Genomic DNA, 13553 nt, shown 5'->3' on the forward strand with positions numbered 1-13553 from the left:
CCTGAAATTCCGGAGGGCTTCATTCAATTCGCGCCTAAGGTCTCAAGCGGCTCAGGAATTGGGCAAATACCATTGTTCCTTCCGGCCACGGCCCGTGGCCCGACTCCGCGTTGATATGACCGGCATAGCCAGCATCAACGAGCAGCGAACCCCACGCGGAGGCAATATCGTCGGCGTGTTCGAAGGAGCCGAATGGGTCGTTGCGGCTGGCGACAGTCAAGGAAGGAAAGGGAAGAGGATCGCGCGGATAGGGACCAAAAGTCATCAGGTGTTTGGGCCGTATGGCGGGATTGTCGACTTCAGGCGGAGCCACGAAAAAAGCGCCCGCGATGGTGTTTCTGAAATGCGGAATTGCGTGGATGACAGACGGGATTCCGAGTGAATGGGCCACCAGCACCACGGGACGGCTTGAGGCGTTCACCTCTTCGGCAACGCGAGCAACCCAATCGTCGCGCACCGGCTTCGACCATTCCGCTTGTTCGACGCGTCGGGCTGTCTTGAGCTTTGCCTCCCAGCGGCTCTGCCAATGGTGGGGACCGGAATTGGTATAGCCCGGGATGATCAGGATATCGGCTTCAGAGGCTTTCATGAGAACGCGATTTGAGTAGCAAAATGATCGAAGTCAAGTGAGAGGCGACATATGCAGAAAATTTTGCTAGAATATCGGCGCCGGTTACCTTGCGAAGCGTGTCGGCTCTTTTTCGTCGGACGTACATAGCTCGTCGATCGGTTTAGTGCACCTCTGATCCCGTTTCCCCATGCGGGCTCTCATGTGAGTAAATGCCGCTGCGGTCACCTCTTGGCTCGAAATGCTGCAGCGTGCGGAAAGCTAGGCTGAGGAGGAGAACCTTATGACGGCGTTTCATATCATGGCCGGAGCGGACAGCGGTTTTGCGCGCCCGGCAATCCGAAAGATCGGGATTGCAGACATCACCGAAGCGCTCAGAATGGGCTGGAGCGATTTTCGCGAAAAGCCTTCGCACTACGTGTTCTTGTGTCTGATCTACCCGCTCGCCGGTGTATTCCTGATGGCCTGGAGCGCGGGTGCCAATCTGCTGCCCCTGCTTTTCCCGCTGATGTCGGGTTTTGCCCTGCTCGGACCGGTGGCGGCGCTCGGCCTCTATGAAATAAGCCGCCGGCGCGAAAATGGCGAAGACAGTTCGTGGCGGCACGCCTTCAGTGTGCTGCGATCGCCGGCATTGCCGTCCATTCTGGCCGTCGGCTTTTTCCTGTTCGTGCTTTTCATATCATGGCTCCTGGTCGCACAGTCGATCTACGCCGCCTATTTCGGCGACGTGCCGCCGAGTTCGTTCTCGGCTTTCTTCAATGAGGTTATGACGACCCCTCAAGGCATGGCGCTGATATTGTGGGGAAACCTGGCTGGCTTCCTTTTCGCAGTGGTAGTCCTGGCGACGACGGTGGTCGCGTTTCCACTGATGCTCGACCGGGACGTCGGGGCGGCGGCTGCGATCGACACGAGTGTGCGGGCAACAATTGCCAACCCTGTGCCGGTCGCCCTGTGGGGACTGATCGTGGCCGCCTTGCTAGTCATCGGGACGATTCCGATCTTCGCAGGGCTGGCGGTCATCATGCCCATCCTCGGTCATTCGACCTGGCATCTTTATCGCAAGCTCGTGGTATCTCCTTCGGTCCCGGCCCAAAGATGAAAAGAGCCCCTGGTCGCGGAGCTGCGGCCAAGGGCTTTGCAAAAGGCGCTATTAGCTATCAGCCAAAGACACGGCTGAAGATCGTATCGACGTGTTTGGTGTGATAACCGAGATCGAATTTTTCGCGGATATCCTCTTCGGTGAGCGCCGCACGGACTTCCTCGTCGCCGAGCAGCTCTTCCAGAAAGTCCTTACCTTCCTCCCAAACCTTCATGGCGTTGCGCTGCACGAGGCGATAGGCATCCTCGCGTGAAACGCCAGCTTGTGTAAGGGCAAGCAACACCCTTTGAGAATGAACAAGCCCGCGGAACTTGTTCATATTCTTCATCATATTCTCGGGATAGACGAGCAGCTTGTCGATTACGCTGGTCATGCGCGCCAGTGCGAAATCAAGCGTAACAGTCGCATCCGGTCCAATCATCCGCTCGACGGACGAGTGGGAAATATCCCGCTCGTGCCACAGCGCCACATTTTCCATCGCAGGCAGCGCATAGGAGCGGACCATACGGGCCAGACCCGTCAGGTTCTCGGTCAGCACCGGATTGCGTTTATGCGGCATTGCCGAAGAACCCTTCTGACCTGGGGAGAAATATTCTTCGGCTTCGAGGACTTCCGTACGCTGCAGGTGACGGATTTCGATTGCGAGGCGCTCGATCGACGACGCAATAACGCCGAGGGTGGCAAAATACATGGCATGCCGATCGCGTGGGATAACCTGCGTCGAAACCGGCTCTGGCTTCAGTCCCATGGCCGCCGCGACGTGTTCCTCCACCCGTGGATCGATATTGGCAAAGGTGCCGACTGCTCCAGAGATCGCACAAGTAGCGATCTCATCGCGCGCTTCGAGGAGCCGGGTCTTGTTCCGGTCGAATTCTGCATAGGCCTGGGCGAGCTTGACGCCAAAGGTCGTGGGCTCTGCGTGAATGCCGTGGCTGCGGCCGATGGTGACCGTGTCCTTGTGCTCGAATGCACGGCGTTTCAAAGCTTCAAGCAGCTTGTCGATATCAGAAAGCAGCAGGTCGGTCGCGCGGACGAGTTGTACGTTGAAGCAGGTATCAAGGACGTCGGAAGATGTCATGCCCTGATGCACGAAACGGCTGTCGGGCCCCACGAACTCCGCAAGATGCGTCAGAAAGGCGATGACGTCATGTTTCGTGACCGCCTCGATCTCGTCGATGCGTGCGACGTCGAATTCCGCCTTGCCTCCTTTTTCCCAGATGGTCTCAGCCGCCGACTTGGGGATCACGCCGATCGCGGCAAGAGCGTCGCAAGCATGCGCCTCGATTTCGAACCAGATGCGGTATTTGGTTTCGGGCGACCAGATGGCGACCATTTCGGGCCGGGAATAACGCGGGATCATTGGTTTCTGTTTCCTAAAAGAGTATTGGCGCCGCTGTAGCAAGAAGCGGGCGTGAGCTCAAGTTTTCCGGCGGGTGATGGACAGTCAGCGAGGCGTATTCAGCGGGATGGCAATCCAGCGTCCATCTTGCCCTTCGAAGCCGGCGCTCAAGACCATGACCAGAGCCACTTCCACGGGCGTACTTCCGCCCGAGGATCCGCTGACGATCCCACCCAGCCGATAGCCGCCGACACAGTTGCGAGAAAGAGGAATGTGCCGATCTTCGTGGACAATCTCGTCAGCCGGCATTCCGTCGCGTTCTGTAAAGCGCAGACGAAATGCAACGGTCCGGGATATCAGACCCTCGCAGCGCGGATCGAGAGGCTGCGGAAGTTCCTCGAGTACGAGCGTGTTCGGCTTGCCGATCGCCGGGAGCGCCGCAACGCTCAAGTAACGCAGCCGGTGCGGATCTGCGTCAACCTCCGTGGCCGGGTTGAAAGCGACAAACTCTGCGGGATGATTGGCAAGTTCGTGGCTCTCGATCACCGCTCCGGCGTCGTTGCGGACACGCCAGCGGGCCTTTGCAATTGTCGCGTCATCCTGCTCCAGACGCACTCGAAACGGTGTTCCGGGAAGAAAGGTATCGTTGGTGAGATCGAGAACATAGATATTCGCATAGGGAAAACCGGATCCATCATGGATGCCGTATTCTTCATAGGCAAATGTGTGGCCATCGGCAGAAAAGCCGATCGGCTGGATGCTTGCGATATCGGCCGCGGATGTCGTATCTGCAAAGAACATTGCAGCGCATGCCAATAGCGAATACCGCAAGCTAGACATCATCTTCGTCCATTCTCGGCGGCGGCCTTGAGCCGCGCAATATTCTCTCGATAGGCTGTGATTCCGTCGCCTTTGTAAACTGCGGAGCCGGCGACGAAGACATTGGCGCCGGCTGCCGTCGCCGCGCCGATGGTGTCGGCCGTAATGCCGCCGTCGACTTCGAGCTCGATCGGTCTGCCGCCGATCAGGGCCCTGGCCGCGCGGATCTTTTCGGTCATTGCCGGGATGAACTTCTGGCCGCCGAAGCCGGGGTTGACGCTCATGATCAAGATCAGATCGACGTCATCGAGAACATTCTCTATTGCCGCGAGTGGTGTCGCGGGATTGAGAGTGACGCCTACCTTCTTCCCGAGGGCGCGGATCGTCTGCAGCGAACGATGCAGGTGCGGACCAGCTTCGGCATGGACGGTGATGCCGTCACAGCCCGCCTTGGCAAACGCCTCGAGATAGGGGTCGGCCGGAGAGATCATCAGGTGGCAGTCAAAGAACGCCGACGTGTAGGACCGCAGCGACTTGATGACATCAGGTCCGAACGAGATGTTCGGTACGAAATGCCCGTCCATGACGTCGAGATGGACCCAATCGGCTCCCGCATCGACGACATCGCGCACCTCTTGCCCGAGCTTTGAGAAATCGGCGGCGAGAATGGACGGCGCTATGCGGATCGGCAGGGTCATCAGCGGAGGTCTCCAAGTTTTTCGCGACCCTTAGCATCAGCCGGTTGGGGGGACAATCGTCACTCGGTCGCAGGATGAACCAGAACAAAAGATGTCCCGCGCCATTCGAGCAGACGGAACGGATTTTCCTTCAGTTCATGCCCTTCGTCGAAGGTGATCGGACCGATCGCGGTGTTGAATGAACTCCTGCCTATAACTCCAGTCAGGGGCTGGTTCGCCGCTATGGAAACCGCCTCGTGCGCAAGCTCCACGGCGGCATAGGATGGCAGCATGTAGCCGTCCGGATCGATGTTTTTCGCCTGCAAGGCCGCAACGGCTGCAACTGCGGAAGGTAGTGCGGCGTAGTCGGGAAGGGCGATAGCGAGGACGCCTTCGCGGAGCGGCACCGGACGGTTTGCAGCCCTCAGGGCATCGCCACCCATAAGTACAAGCTGAAGATTTTCCGACGCGGCATCGCGCGCTATGATTGCTGCGTCGTTGCGGTCGCCGCCGACGAAGACCCGGGTTGCTCCGGCCTTTGCGACACGACGCACCAGCGCCACCTGTTGCTCCTGACCGGGCCGAAAAGTGTCGGAAAAGACCGGTGTTATGCCTGCCGGTTCGAGCTTCTGGCGGATCGCACTTGCAAGCTCGCGGCCATAGATGGTGCCGTCTTCGACAAATGCAATCGGCTCCGCTTTCCATAGGTCGAGGATGATCTCGGAGAGCTTTTCCGCCTCATCGCCTTCAACTGGCGCCATTCGATAGAAAGGCCAGCCATTGCGCAGCGTGTCCTCCATCAGGATCTTTGAGCGGACGGAAATGCTTATGGCCGGAATCTGCGCTGCCTTCAGTTGCGGCAGTGCAGTCGTGAGGGTCTCTACGCACAGGAAACCTATCGCGGCTACGGCCTTGGCCTCAGCGAGGCTCCGGGCCACATTTGCGCCACCGCTTTCCTCGCAGCTTTCCTCGACCTCGACGATCGTATCCCCCGTAGCTTCGGAGGCAGCGCGCGCGCCTTGAAAAACCTGATTTCCAAGCGAAGCATAGGGGCCGGAACGCGGGGCAACGACACCGATCACCGCAGCCGATGCCGATCCGTATCCCAGAAACGAAGCTAGCACTCCGGCGATAACAAAACGTCGTGCTGTCATGCTTTTCCTTGGATCTTGCCCTTGGGGGCCACATTTAGCTTTCTCGTCGCAGCCGTCAAAGAGAATCGGCTATAGGATGTAAAAACCCGCTGCTCCCGTGGACATCAAGTATTTTTGTCACCATATCAAGGGAGTGATGAGGGACGTGGCCCCTGGAGATGCCTTTGACGGACCAGCCTTTTCTCGATCCCGTCCTTTATCGCAACGGTATGGCGCGTTATGCCGGCCATGTTCAGGTGGTAACCACCGAGTTCAACGGGGTCAGGCGCGGCGTGACCGTGACTGCCGCCTGTTCGGTTTCGGACAATCCGCCAAGTGTGCTGGTGTGTCTGAACAGCAGCAATGCGAATAATGCAATCTTCGCCGAAAGCGGCAGATTTGCGCTGAATTCGCTGGCGGCTCACCATCAGGGATTGGCGACCGCCTTTGCCGGTTTGAGCGGAGTGCCGGCGGATGAGCGGTTTTCGCTGGGAAGCTGGAAGACCCTTTTTACGGGGGCGCCGGTTCTGTCAGATGCCATTGTCTCGTTCGATTGCCGGCTTACCGAGATCAAGCAGGCCTCTACGCACTTTGTTATGTTCGGTGAGGTGAAAGCAATCCATTTCGGCCCGGAGGCATCCTCGCTCATCTATCTGGACCGCGGCTTTCGAACACTTTAGAACGCTGTTTGAAGGGGTACAGTCATGCCGGACAGAACTTCAGGCACATTGCCCGCCTCGATCGATGAAACAATCGCGCTTCTTGCCGCCGGTGACTATCTTGCCGGCAGGTCTCTTGCGACGGTGATCTTCCTGGCGCTCAAGATGAAGCGCCCGCTCTTTCTCGAAGGCGAGGCTGGCGTCGGCAAGACCGAGATCGCCAAAACCCTTGCAACAGCTCTCGGCAGGCCGTTGATCCGCTTGCAGTGTTACGAAGGCCTGGACATTTCCTCGGCAGTCTACGAATGGAACTATCCCGCGCAGATGCTGGATATCCGGTTGTCGGAGGTGACAGGCATCCAGAGCCGGGAGCGATTGGAGGCCGATCTCTTCTCGGAACGTCATCTCATTCGTCGCCCGGTGCTGCAGGCCCTTGGTCGACCCGGCCAACCGGCCCCGGTATTCCTGATCGACGAACTTGACCGCACCGACGAGGCCTTCGAAGCCTTCCTTCTGGAAGTGCTGTCCGATTTCCAGGTGACGATCCCCGAGCTTGGCACGATCAAGGCCTCCGAGCCCCCCATTGTCATCATCACGACCAATCGGACCCGCGAAATTCATGACGCGCTGAAACGCCGCTGTCTTTATCACTGGGTCGATTACCCGGACGCGGCGCAGGAACTCGAGATCATCCGCCGCAAGGTTCCGCAATGCGCCGAGACCTTGTCGCGCCAGGTGGTTGCCTATGTCCAGAAACTCAGAACGCTCGATCTCTTCAAGAACCCAGGCGTGGCGGAGACCATCGACTGGGCGACGGCGTTGACGGAACTTGACCGGATCGCGCTCGACCCGGAGACGATTGCCGATACGCTGGGCACTCTCCTGAAATATCAGGACGATATCGCACGGATCAAGGGTGGCGAAGGTGAACGGGTTCTTGCCGAGGTGAAGGCGGAACTGCAGGCGGCGGTGTAGGTCATGATGACGAGCGCAAGTCAGGACGGCATCGTCGTTCCACCCGTACCGGTGGGGGATGGGCGGCTTGCCGAAAATCTCGTCTATTTTTCCCGGGTGCTCCGTCGAGCCGGTCTGAAGACCGGCCCAGCCGCGGCTGCCGACGCGATCGTTGCGGTAGACGCAATCGGCATTGGCTCGCGTGAAGAGTTTCACGCCGCGCTCTCGGCTGTTTTTGTCAAGCGCCATGAGGACCAGGCGGTCTTTGACGAAGCATTTCGGATATTCTGGCGCTCGCGCGACCTCGTGGGCAAGATGATTGCGATGATGTCGCCCAGAGTGCCTGACCATCATGAGCGAGAAAAGCAGAAGGCGGGCGCGACGCGAGTCGGTGATGCACTGACCGGCGATCAGCCGAAAGACACAACGCGCAAGGCACCTCCAGAGATCGAGATCGACTCGCGCTTCACCACCTCCGGCAGCGAAATCCTGAAGGGCATGGATTTTGCCCAGATGACGGCGACCGAACTGGCGCTGGCCCGCCGCGAACTCACCAGGCTGGTGCTGCCGCTCGACGAGGTCAAGACGCGGCGCTTCCGCTCATCAAACCGGCAGCCCACCATCGATCCGCGCGCCAGCATGCGCCAGGCGATGCGGAGTGGGGGCGATCTCATCCTTCCGCGCTTTCGACAACGCAAGAAAGCACCGCCGCCTCTTGTGGTGCTGGCCGACATATCCGGCTCGATGAGCCAATATACGCGCATCTTTCTGCATTTCCTGCATGCGCTTACCGAAAGGCGGGCGCGGGTTCAGACCTTCCTGTTCGGTACGCGGCTCACCAATGTAACCCGGCAAATGCGTCGCCGCGATCCGGACGAGGCGCTTGCGGGGTGTACAGATGCCGTGCGCGACTGGTCCGGTGGCACGCGGATCGGCGCGACGCTTTCCGAATTCAACCGCCTCTGGTCGCGCCGGGTGCTTGGCCAGGGGGCTGTCGTGCTGCTGATCACCGATGGGCTTGAGCGAGAGGGCGTGAAGGAACTGGAAAAGGAAATGGATCGCCTGCACCGTTCCTGCCGGCGGCTGATCTGGCTCAATCCGCTGTTGCGGTTCGAGGGTTTCGAGGCAAGGGCGCAGGGTGTTCGTGCGATGTTGCCGCATGTGGACGAATTCCGGGCCGTCCACAATCTGCAGTCGATTGCCGATCTTGCCGTCGCATTATCGGATGACCGCACGAAATCGGCGGATCCGCGCCGCTATATACATTCACGGAGGGTCGCATGACTGCATCTGAAATTCTCGATCCATTGCTGACCGCGCAGACCTGGAGAGAAAGCGGCCGCGACGTTGCCATCGCCACCGTGGTCGAGACATGGGGTTCGGCGCCGCGCCCGTCGGGCAGCCATCTGGTCATCGACGGCGAAGGCAATTTCGAAGGCTCGGTCTCCGGCGGTTGCGTTGAAGGCGCCGTCATTACCGAAGCGCTCGACGTCATCACGTCAGGCGTCCCGAAGATGCTCGAGTTCGGGGTAGCGGACGAGACCGCCTGGCGCGTCGGGCTCTCCTGCGGAGGCAAGATCAAGGTTTATGTGGAAAGGCTTGCCTGATGGAGCTTCAAACGCTCGCAAGGCTTAACGCTGCTCGGCAGGCCCGTAAGGCTGCCGTCGTCGCAACCGATCTTTCCGGCAGCGGGGTGCGGTTGATCCTGGAAGGCGAACCCGTTCCAGGTCCGCTCGGTGAGGAGGTCGCCAAGGCGTTCCGAAGCGGCAAAGCGACGACAGTGGAGATGGACGGGCGAGCGCTTTTCCTTAATGTCCATCTGCCGCCGCCGCGTATCGTAGTGATCGGAGCCGTGCATATCAGCCAGGCGCTGGCCCGCTTGGCCCCGGTAGCCGGCTACGATCTGACGATCATCGACCCGCGTACCGCGTTTGCGACGGAGGAACGTTTCGGTGGCGTCGAACTGGTCGCCGATTGGCCGGAGGACGTGCTGAAGGAGCAGCCGCTCGACGCCTATACCGCTCTGGCGGCGGTTACGCACGATCCGAAGATCGATGACTTTCCCCTGTCGGAGGCGCTCAGGGCCGGCTGTTTCTATGTAGGAGCGCTCGGGAGCCGCAAGACGCATGCGAAACGCGTGGAGCGGCTGAAGGAAATGGGGCGGACGGACGAAGAGATCGCCCGAATTGCCGCTCCGATCGGGTTGGATATCGGTGCGGCAAGCCCGGCGGAAATCGCCCTTGCCACTCTCGCTCAGATCGTCCAGGCCTTCCGCCGCCGCAATCTTGTCACTGATGGGTGATCGGGAATGAAGTACGGAACCTTCAACCTCGATGAAGCGGAAGGCGTGGTGCTGGCGCACAGCATCCGACTGCCTTCAGGCCGCATCTCAAAGGGACGGATTCTGTCCAAAGAGGATATAGCCAAGCTATCTCAGGAAGGCGTAGCGTCCGTGGTGGCCGTGCGGCTCGATCCGGGTGACATGCTTGAAGATCAGGCAGCCGCCGCCATCGCCAATGCCATCGTTCCCGACAATCTGCGTTTCTCCGACGCCACCACGGGACGGGTGAACATCTATGCCAAAGCGGATGGTCTCTTCGTCGCCGACAAGACCGTGGTCGACGCACTGAACCGGATCGATCCGGCGATGACGCTCGCCTGTCTGGCCGACCATGTCACGGTCCGCGAAGGCGATATGGTGGCGACCGTCAAGATCATTCCTCTGGCGGTCAGCGGCGACAGGGTCGGGGAGGCCGTTGCCCTGCTGTCTGGAGCCCCCCCTTTTCAAGTGAAGGTTTTCCATCCCCGCGCGGTGACATTGGTCGCGACAGAACTTCCGTCGCTGAAGACGTCGGTCATGGATCGGACGGCCAAACTTCTGGAACAGCGCCTTGCAACATCCGGCAGCCGCCTGACGAGCGAAATCCGTATCCCACACTCAGCGGAGCGGCTGACCGAGGTTCTTCGGGAGATCAAGGCCCAAGAGACGAGCGAGCCGGCTATGATTGTCGTTTTCGGCGCTTCCGCCGTGGCAGACAAAGACGACGTGATACCTGCCGCGATCCGCCGGGCCGGCGGAGAAGTGCATCACGTCGGAATGCCGGTCGATCCCGGCAATCTGCTCGTGCTCGGCCGGATCGGGGATGTGCCTGTGCTTGGCGCCCCCGGCTGCGCACGTTCTCCAAAAGAGAACGGTTTCGATTGGGTGTTGAGCCGCTTGATGGCGGGCGAGGCCGTGACGTCGTTCGATATCACCGGCATGGGAGTGGGCGGACTGCTGATGGAAATCGCCAGTCGCCCCAACCCCCGCGATTCTGTCGTGAAAAAGACGGCGGATCTGTCGGTGGGTGCGCTGCTACTGGCGGCAGGCCAGGCACGGCGCATGGGGAATGCCGGTCTTCACAAGCTGCTGGCGGAGTTCGATGGTATACCTCTGGTACGGCGCACGGCGACGATGTTGCAGAGTTCGCAGGCGTCTCCCGTCGTCGTCGTCACGGGCCATCGTCGCAAGGACGTGGAAACGGCGCTGGCCGGTCTGAACATCTCGGCCTGTTTCAATCCAGATTACGCATCCGGTATTGCAAGCTCCCTGGTCGCCGGTTTCTCGAGCCCGGAACTTGCATCGAAGGACGGTATCTTGGTGATGCTGGCTGACATGCCGGGCGTGACTACTGAGCATGTGGGCATGCTGATCGCTGCGTTTCGCGAGTCCGGCGGCGACGTGGTGATCCGGTCGGTGTCCGGCGGGAAGCGAGGAAATCCGGTTATACTGCCGAGAGCGGTCTACGCTGCAGTTCTGGAGCTTCAAGGTGATGTGGGTGCGCGCGCCATCATTGAGAACTCGGGCTTGCCCATCATCGATATCGACATCGGCCCTGCGGCGCATCTCGATGTGGATACGCCGGAAGAGGTGGCGGCAGCGGGCGGTATTCTCAGGGGGTAAGGATGGACAATGCCGGCATCGAGGAGATGTTTGAGGGGCTTGGCCCCGTATCGATCCGCCGTATGTTCGGCGGCAAGGGTATCTATCATCAGGGACTGATCATTGCGATCGATCTGCGCAACGAGATCATGCTGAAGGCGGACGAGGTTAGCGGTCCCGAGTTCGCCGCAGCCGGTGCGCGGCAGTGGGTATACGAAAACAAGAAAGGTACTGCCGTACCTATGCCTTATTGGTCGATACCCGAAGAGGCATTCGACGATCCCGATGAAATGAAAAAATGGGTGCGGCTCGCATTCGAAGCCGCATTGCGGGCAAAATCTACATCTTGAGGCAGGTCCGCTTTTAGCCATGGGCGTTTCGGTCCCCGGGCTTGTCTCTATTACTTTTGCGCCGTTTCGAGGTGCGAGAATGCCCTGGCAGAGAAGGCTGAAAGCGGCTGTGGGGGATCCTTCGGATCGAACCAGCCTATTTCAGACAGTTTGTCCGGTTCGGTCAGAGTCGGTTCGCCGGAAAAATCCCGTGTGACATAGATCAGCGAGACCCAATGCTGCCGGTCCGCCTCGATAATCTCTTCAGCCATGCAGAGAAACTCGACACTGCCGATTTTGAGGCCCGTTTCTTCTTCCGCCTCGCGGCGCGCTGCCTCGGAGGACGGCTCCATCGGATCGACTTTGCCGCCGACGATGTTCCAGAAACCGGCTTCCGGTGCCTTCATGCGCCGGCAGAGCAAGACTCTTCCGTCGTCGCGCAGGATAACGAGACCTGCACCGACGCCAGGAAAATCAATACCAGGTCTTGCCACCGAAGTTTAAGCCTTGGTGCCGTTCGCCACGATCAGCATGAATGCGGGGATATCGTCGCCGAAGCCGATCGGCGTCGGGCCATCATCGTGGTCCCGGTGGTAACGCTGGCGGCGCTCGCGATTGTCATCGTTTGCGGGTGCCGGGCTTGGCCGCATATTGCGGTTGCCGCCATTGTTCTGCGGCTTCCTGTCTGCCTTGCGTTCCGGTTTCACGTTTTCTACCCTAGCTTCCACAAGTGCCCCTTCGGCTGCTTCAATCGAATTATCCTGGATCTTCGTGTCAGCCTTGTGACTCGAATCGCCGCGCCCCGAATCGCTTCTTCGGCCGCGGCCGCGCTCCTTATCACGATCGCGACCTTTGCGGCCACGATCATTCTCATGGCTTTCCATGGGAGCGGGCAGGGCAGTCAGATCGCCGCTCAGCCACTCGATCTTTTCACCGATCAGTTTCTCGATCGCATCCAGATATTTGGTGTCCGACCGGGTGACGATCGTAAAGGCTCGGCCCGATCGTCCGGCACGACCGGTGCGTCCGATGCGATGGACATAGTCTTCCGCATGAATCGGCACATCGAAATTGAAGACATGGCTGACGTCCGGAATATCCAGACCACGTGCGGCGACGTCCGAGGCGACGAGCAGCGTGATATTGTTGTCCTTGAAATTTGCCAGCATGGTCGTCCGTGAGCGCTGATCCATGTCGCCATGCAGCGCGCCTACGGAGAAGCCGTGCCGCTCAAGGGAACGGAAGAGATCGGCGACGTCCTTCTTGCGATTGCAGAAGATGATCGCGTTCTTCAGGTCGTCCTGCGCCTTGACGAGATCGCGCAGTACGGCGCGTTTCTCGTAATCCTTGTTATGCGACGCGACGAGCCGCTGCGTCACTGTCTTTGCGGTCGTGGACGGCTTGGCCACCTCGATGCGCTCAGGATTTTGCAGGAAGCGATCGGCAAGCTTCTGGATCTCCGGCGGCATCGTCGCGGAGAAGAACAATGTCTGCCGGGTGAAGGGGATCATCTTGGCGATGCGCTCGATATCCGGGATGAAGCCCATGTCGAGCATACGGTCGGCTTCGTCGATCACGAGAATCTCGACGCCGGTCATTAGAAGCTTTCCGCGTTCGCAATGGTCGAGAAGCCGGCCCGGCGTGCAGATGAGGACGTCGGCGCCGCGCTCAAGCTTTCGGTCCTGATCCTCGAAGGAGACGCCACCGATCAGCAGTGCGACATTGAGCTTATGATTCTTGCCGTATTTGTCGAAGTTTTCTGCGACCTGCGCTGCTAGTTCACGGGTCGGCTCCAGGATCAGCGTGCGCGGCATCCGGGCACGGGCACGGCCCTTTTCCAAAAGCGTCAGCATCGGCAGAACGAATGAGGCAGTCTTTCCCGTTCCGGTTTGCGCTATACCGCAAATGTCACGGCGCTGCAGGGCGTGCGGGATTGCCCCGGCCTGGATCGGCGTAGGGATGGTGTAACCCGCGTCGGTGACAGCGGAGAGGACTTTCTGGCTCAGGCCAAGATCAGCGAATGTGGTCAAAGGGAATTACGTTTCCGTTCCGGT

At 59.7% G+C, this 13553-nt stretch carries 15 protein-coding genes; 8 read left to right on the forward strand and 7 right to left on the reverse strand.

The genetic code is table 11. The features are described 5' to 3' along the window. Positions 1-34: 34 nt before the first annotated feature. Positions 35-589, reverse strand: a complete 555-nt coding sequence (locus tag EDE05_RS22515) for an alpha/beta hydrolase (RefSeq protein ID WP_105370000.1) — start codon at positions 587-589, stop codon at positions 35-37. A gap of 262 nt (positions 590-851) precedes the next feature. On the opposite strand from EDE05_RS22515, the gene EDE05_RS22520 reads away from it, so the two are divergent. Next, positions 852-1667, forward strand: coding sequence for a DUF2189 domain-containing protein (locus EDE05_RS22520; protein WP_112803195.1), 816 nt, complete (start codon positions 852-854; stop codon positions 1665-1667). Between the two features lie 58 nt (positions 1668-1725). Here EDE05_RS22520 and purB read toward each other — a convergent pair whose 3' ends face one another. From purB to EDE05_RS22540, 4 genes are all read right to left on the reverse strand, one after another. Further along, positions 1726-3027 (reverse strand): adenylosuccinate lyase, encoded by a 1302-nt coding sequence (gene purB / locus EDE05_RS22525; protein WP_112803197.1) that lies wholly within the window; start codon positions 3025-3027, stop codon positions 1726-1728. 84 nt (positions 3028-3111) lie between these two features. Beyond that, positions 3112-3807 carry a DUF2259 domain-containing protein gene (locus EDE05_RS22530; RefSeq protein ID WP_162712551.1) on the reverse strand — a complete coding sequence of 232 codons (696 nt, stop codon included), beginning with the start codon at positions 3805-3807 and terminating at the stop codon, positions 3112-3114. Positions 3808-3845: 38 nt separating this feature from the next. Further along, positions 3846-4523, reverse strand: coding sequence for a ribulose-phosphate 3-epimerase (gene rpe, locus EDE05_RS22535; RefSeq protein ID WP_112803201.1), 678 nt, complete (start codon positions 4521-4523; stop codon positions 3846-3848). A 59-nt stretch (positions 4524-4582) separates the two neighbouring features. Continuing rightward, complete coding sequence (locus EDE05_RS22540) at positions 4583-5656, reverse strand: ABC transporter substrate-binding protein (protein ID WP_134102966.1); 1074 nt, start codon at positions 5654-5656, stop codon at positions 4583-4585. A gap of 158 nt (positions 5657-5814) precedes the next feature. Here EDE05_RS22540 and EDE05_RS22545 point away from each other — a divergent pair, with 158 nt between their 5' ends. From EDE05_RS22545 to EDE05_RS22575, 7 genes are read left to right on the forward strand one after another with little or no spacing between them, the layout of a single operon-like run. Further along, a complete protein-coding gene (locus tag EDE05_RS22545; protein ID WP_112803205.1) occupies positions 5815-6315 on the forward strand; it encodes a flavin reductase in 501 nt (166 codons plus the stop codon). Positions 6316-6339: 24 nt separating this feature from the next. Continuing rightward, the gene (locus EDE05_RS22550; RefSeq protein WP_112803207.1) at positions 6340-7269 is read left to right on the forward strand and encodes a MoxR family ATPase; all 930 of its coding nucleotides are present in this window, start codon (positions 6340-6342) and stop codon (positions 7267-7269) included. A 3-nt stretch (positions 7270-7272) separates the two neighbouring features. Continuing rightward, positions 7273-8532 carry a VWA domain-containing protein gene (locus EDE05_RS22555; RefSeq protein ID WP_134102969.1) on the forward strand — a complete coding sequence of 420 codons (1260 nt, stop codon included), beginning with the start codon at positions 7273-7275 and terminating at the stop codon, positions 8530-8532. Then, positions 8529-8855, forward strand: a complete 327-nt coding sequence (locus EDE05_RS22560; protein ID WP_112803210.1) for an XdhC family protein — start codon at positions 8529-8531, stop codon at positions 8853-8855. The genes EDE05_RS22555 and EDE05_RS22560 overlap by 4 nt, the downstream gene beginning before the upstream one ends. Next, positions 8855-9550 (forward strand): XdhC family protein, encoded by a 696-nt coding sequence (locus EDE05_RS22565; protein WP_112803212.1) that lies wholly within the window; start codon positions 8855-8857, stop codon positions 9548-9550. Before EDE05_RS22560 ends, EDE05_RS22565 begins: the two co-directional genes overlap by 1 nt. 6 nt (positions 9551-9556) lie before the next feature. Further along, the gene (locus EDE05_RS22570; protein WP_132412997.1) at positions 9557-11191 is read left to right on the forward strand and encodes a molybdopterin-binding/glycosyltransferase family 2 protein; all 1635 of its coding nucleotides are present in this window, start codon (positions 9557-9559) and stop codon (positions 11189-11191) included. A gap of 2 nt (positions 11192-11193) precedes the next feature. After that, positions 11194-11520 (forward strand): TfoX/Sxy family protein, encoded by a 327-nt coding sequence (locus EDE05_RS22575; RefSeq protein WP_112803217.1) that lies wholly within the window; start codon positions 11194-11196, stop codon positions 11518-11520. Between the two features lie 50 nt (positions 11521-11570). On the opposite strand, the gene EDE05_RS22580 is transcribed toward EDE05_RS22575, so the two are convergent. Further along, positions 11571-11993 (reverse strand): NUDIX domain-containing protein, encoded by a 423-nt coding sequence (locus tag EDE05_RS22580; protein ID WP_112803219.1) that lies wholly within the window; start codon positions 11991-11993, stop codon positions 11571-11573. 6 nt (positions 11994-11999) lie between these two features. Further along, positions 12000-13529, reverse strand: a complete 1530-nt coding sequence (locus EDE05_RS22585; RefSeq protein ID WP_112803221.1) for a DEAD/DEAH box helicase — start codon at positions 13527-13529, stop codon at positions 12000-12002. Positions 13530-13553 lie beyond the last annotated feature (24 nt).

This window comes from Neorhizobium sp. R1-B, assembly GCF_004368875.1.
In the GTDB taxonomy this organism is placed as follows: Bacteria; Pseudomonadota; Alphaproteobacteria; order Rhizobiales; family Rhizobiaceae; genus Neorhizobium; species Neorhizobium huautlense.

Coding starts and splice junctions, on each gene's coding strand:
- EDE05_RS22575 (WP_112803217.1), top strand. CDS start 11,194: ATGGACAATGCCGGCATCGAGGAGATGTTTGAGGGGCTTGGCCCCGTA.
- EDE05_RS22550 (WP_112803207.1), top strand. CDS start 6,340: ATGCCGGACAGAACTTCAGGCACATTGCCCGCCTCGATCGATGAAACA.
- rpe (WP_112803201.1), bottom strand. CDS start 4,523: ATGACCCTGCCGATCCGCATAGCGCCGTCCATTCTCGCCGCCGATTTC.
- EDE05_RS22515 (WP_105370000.1), bottom strand. CDS start 589: ATGAAAGCCTCTGAAGCCGATATCCTGATCATCCCGGGCTATACCAAT.
- EDE05_RS22545 (WP_112803205.1), top strand. CDS start 5,815: ATGCCTTTGACGGACCAGCCTTTTCTCGATCCCGTCCTTTATCGCAAC.
- purB (WP_112803197.1), bottom strand. CDS start 3,027: ATGATCCCGCGTTATTCCCGGCCCGAAATGGTCGCCATCTGGTCGCCC.
- EDE05_RS22520 (WP_112803195.1), top strand. CDS start 852: ATGACGGCGTTTCATATCATGGCCGGAGCGGACAGCGGTTTTGCGCGC.
- EDE05_RS22570 (WP_132412997.1), top strand. CDS start 9,557: ATGAAGTACGGAACCTTCAACCTCGATGAAGCGGAAGGCGTGGTGCTG.
- EDE05_RS22540 (WP_134102966.1), bottom strand. CDS start 5,656: ATGACAGCACGACGTTTTGTTATCGCCGGAGTGCTAGCTTCGTTTCTG.
- EDE05_RS22560 (WP_112803210.1), top strand. CDS start 8,529: ATGACTGCATCTGAAATTCTCGATCCATTGCTGACCGCGCAGACCTGG.
- EDE05_RS22530 (WP_162712551.1), bottom strand. CDS start 3,807: ATGTTCTTTGCAGATACGACATCCGCGGCCGATATCGCAAGCATCCAG.
- EDE05_RS22565 (WP_112803212.1), top strand. CDS start 8,855: ATGGAGCTTCAAACGCTCGCAAGGCTTAACGCTGCTCGGCAGGCCCGT.
- EDE05_RS22555 (WP_134102969.1), top strand. CDS start 7,273: ATGATGACGAGCGCAAGTCAGGACGGCATCGTCGTTCCACCCGTACCG.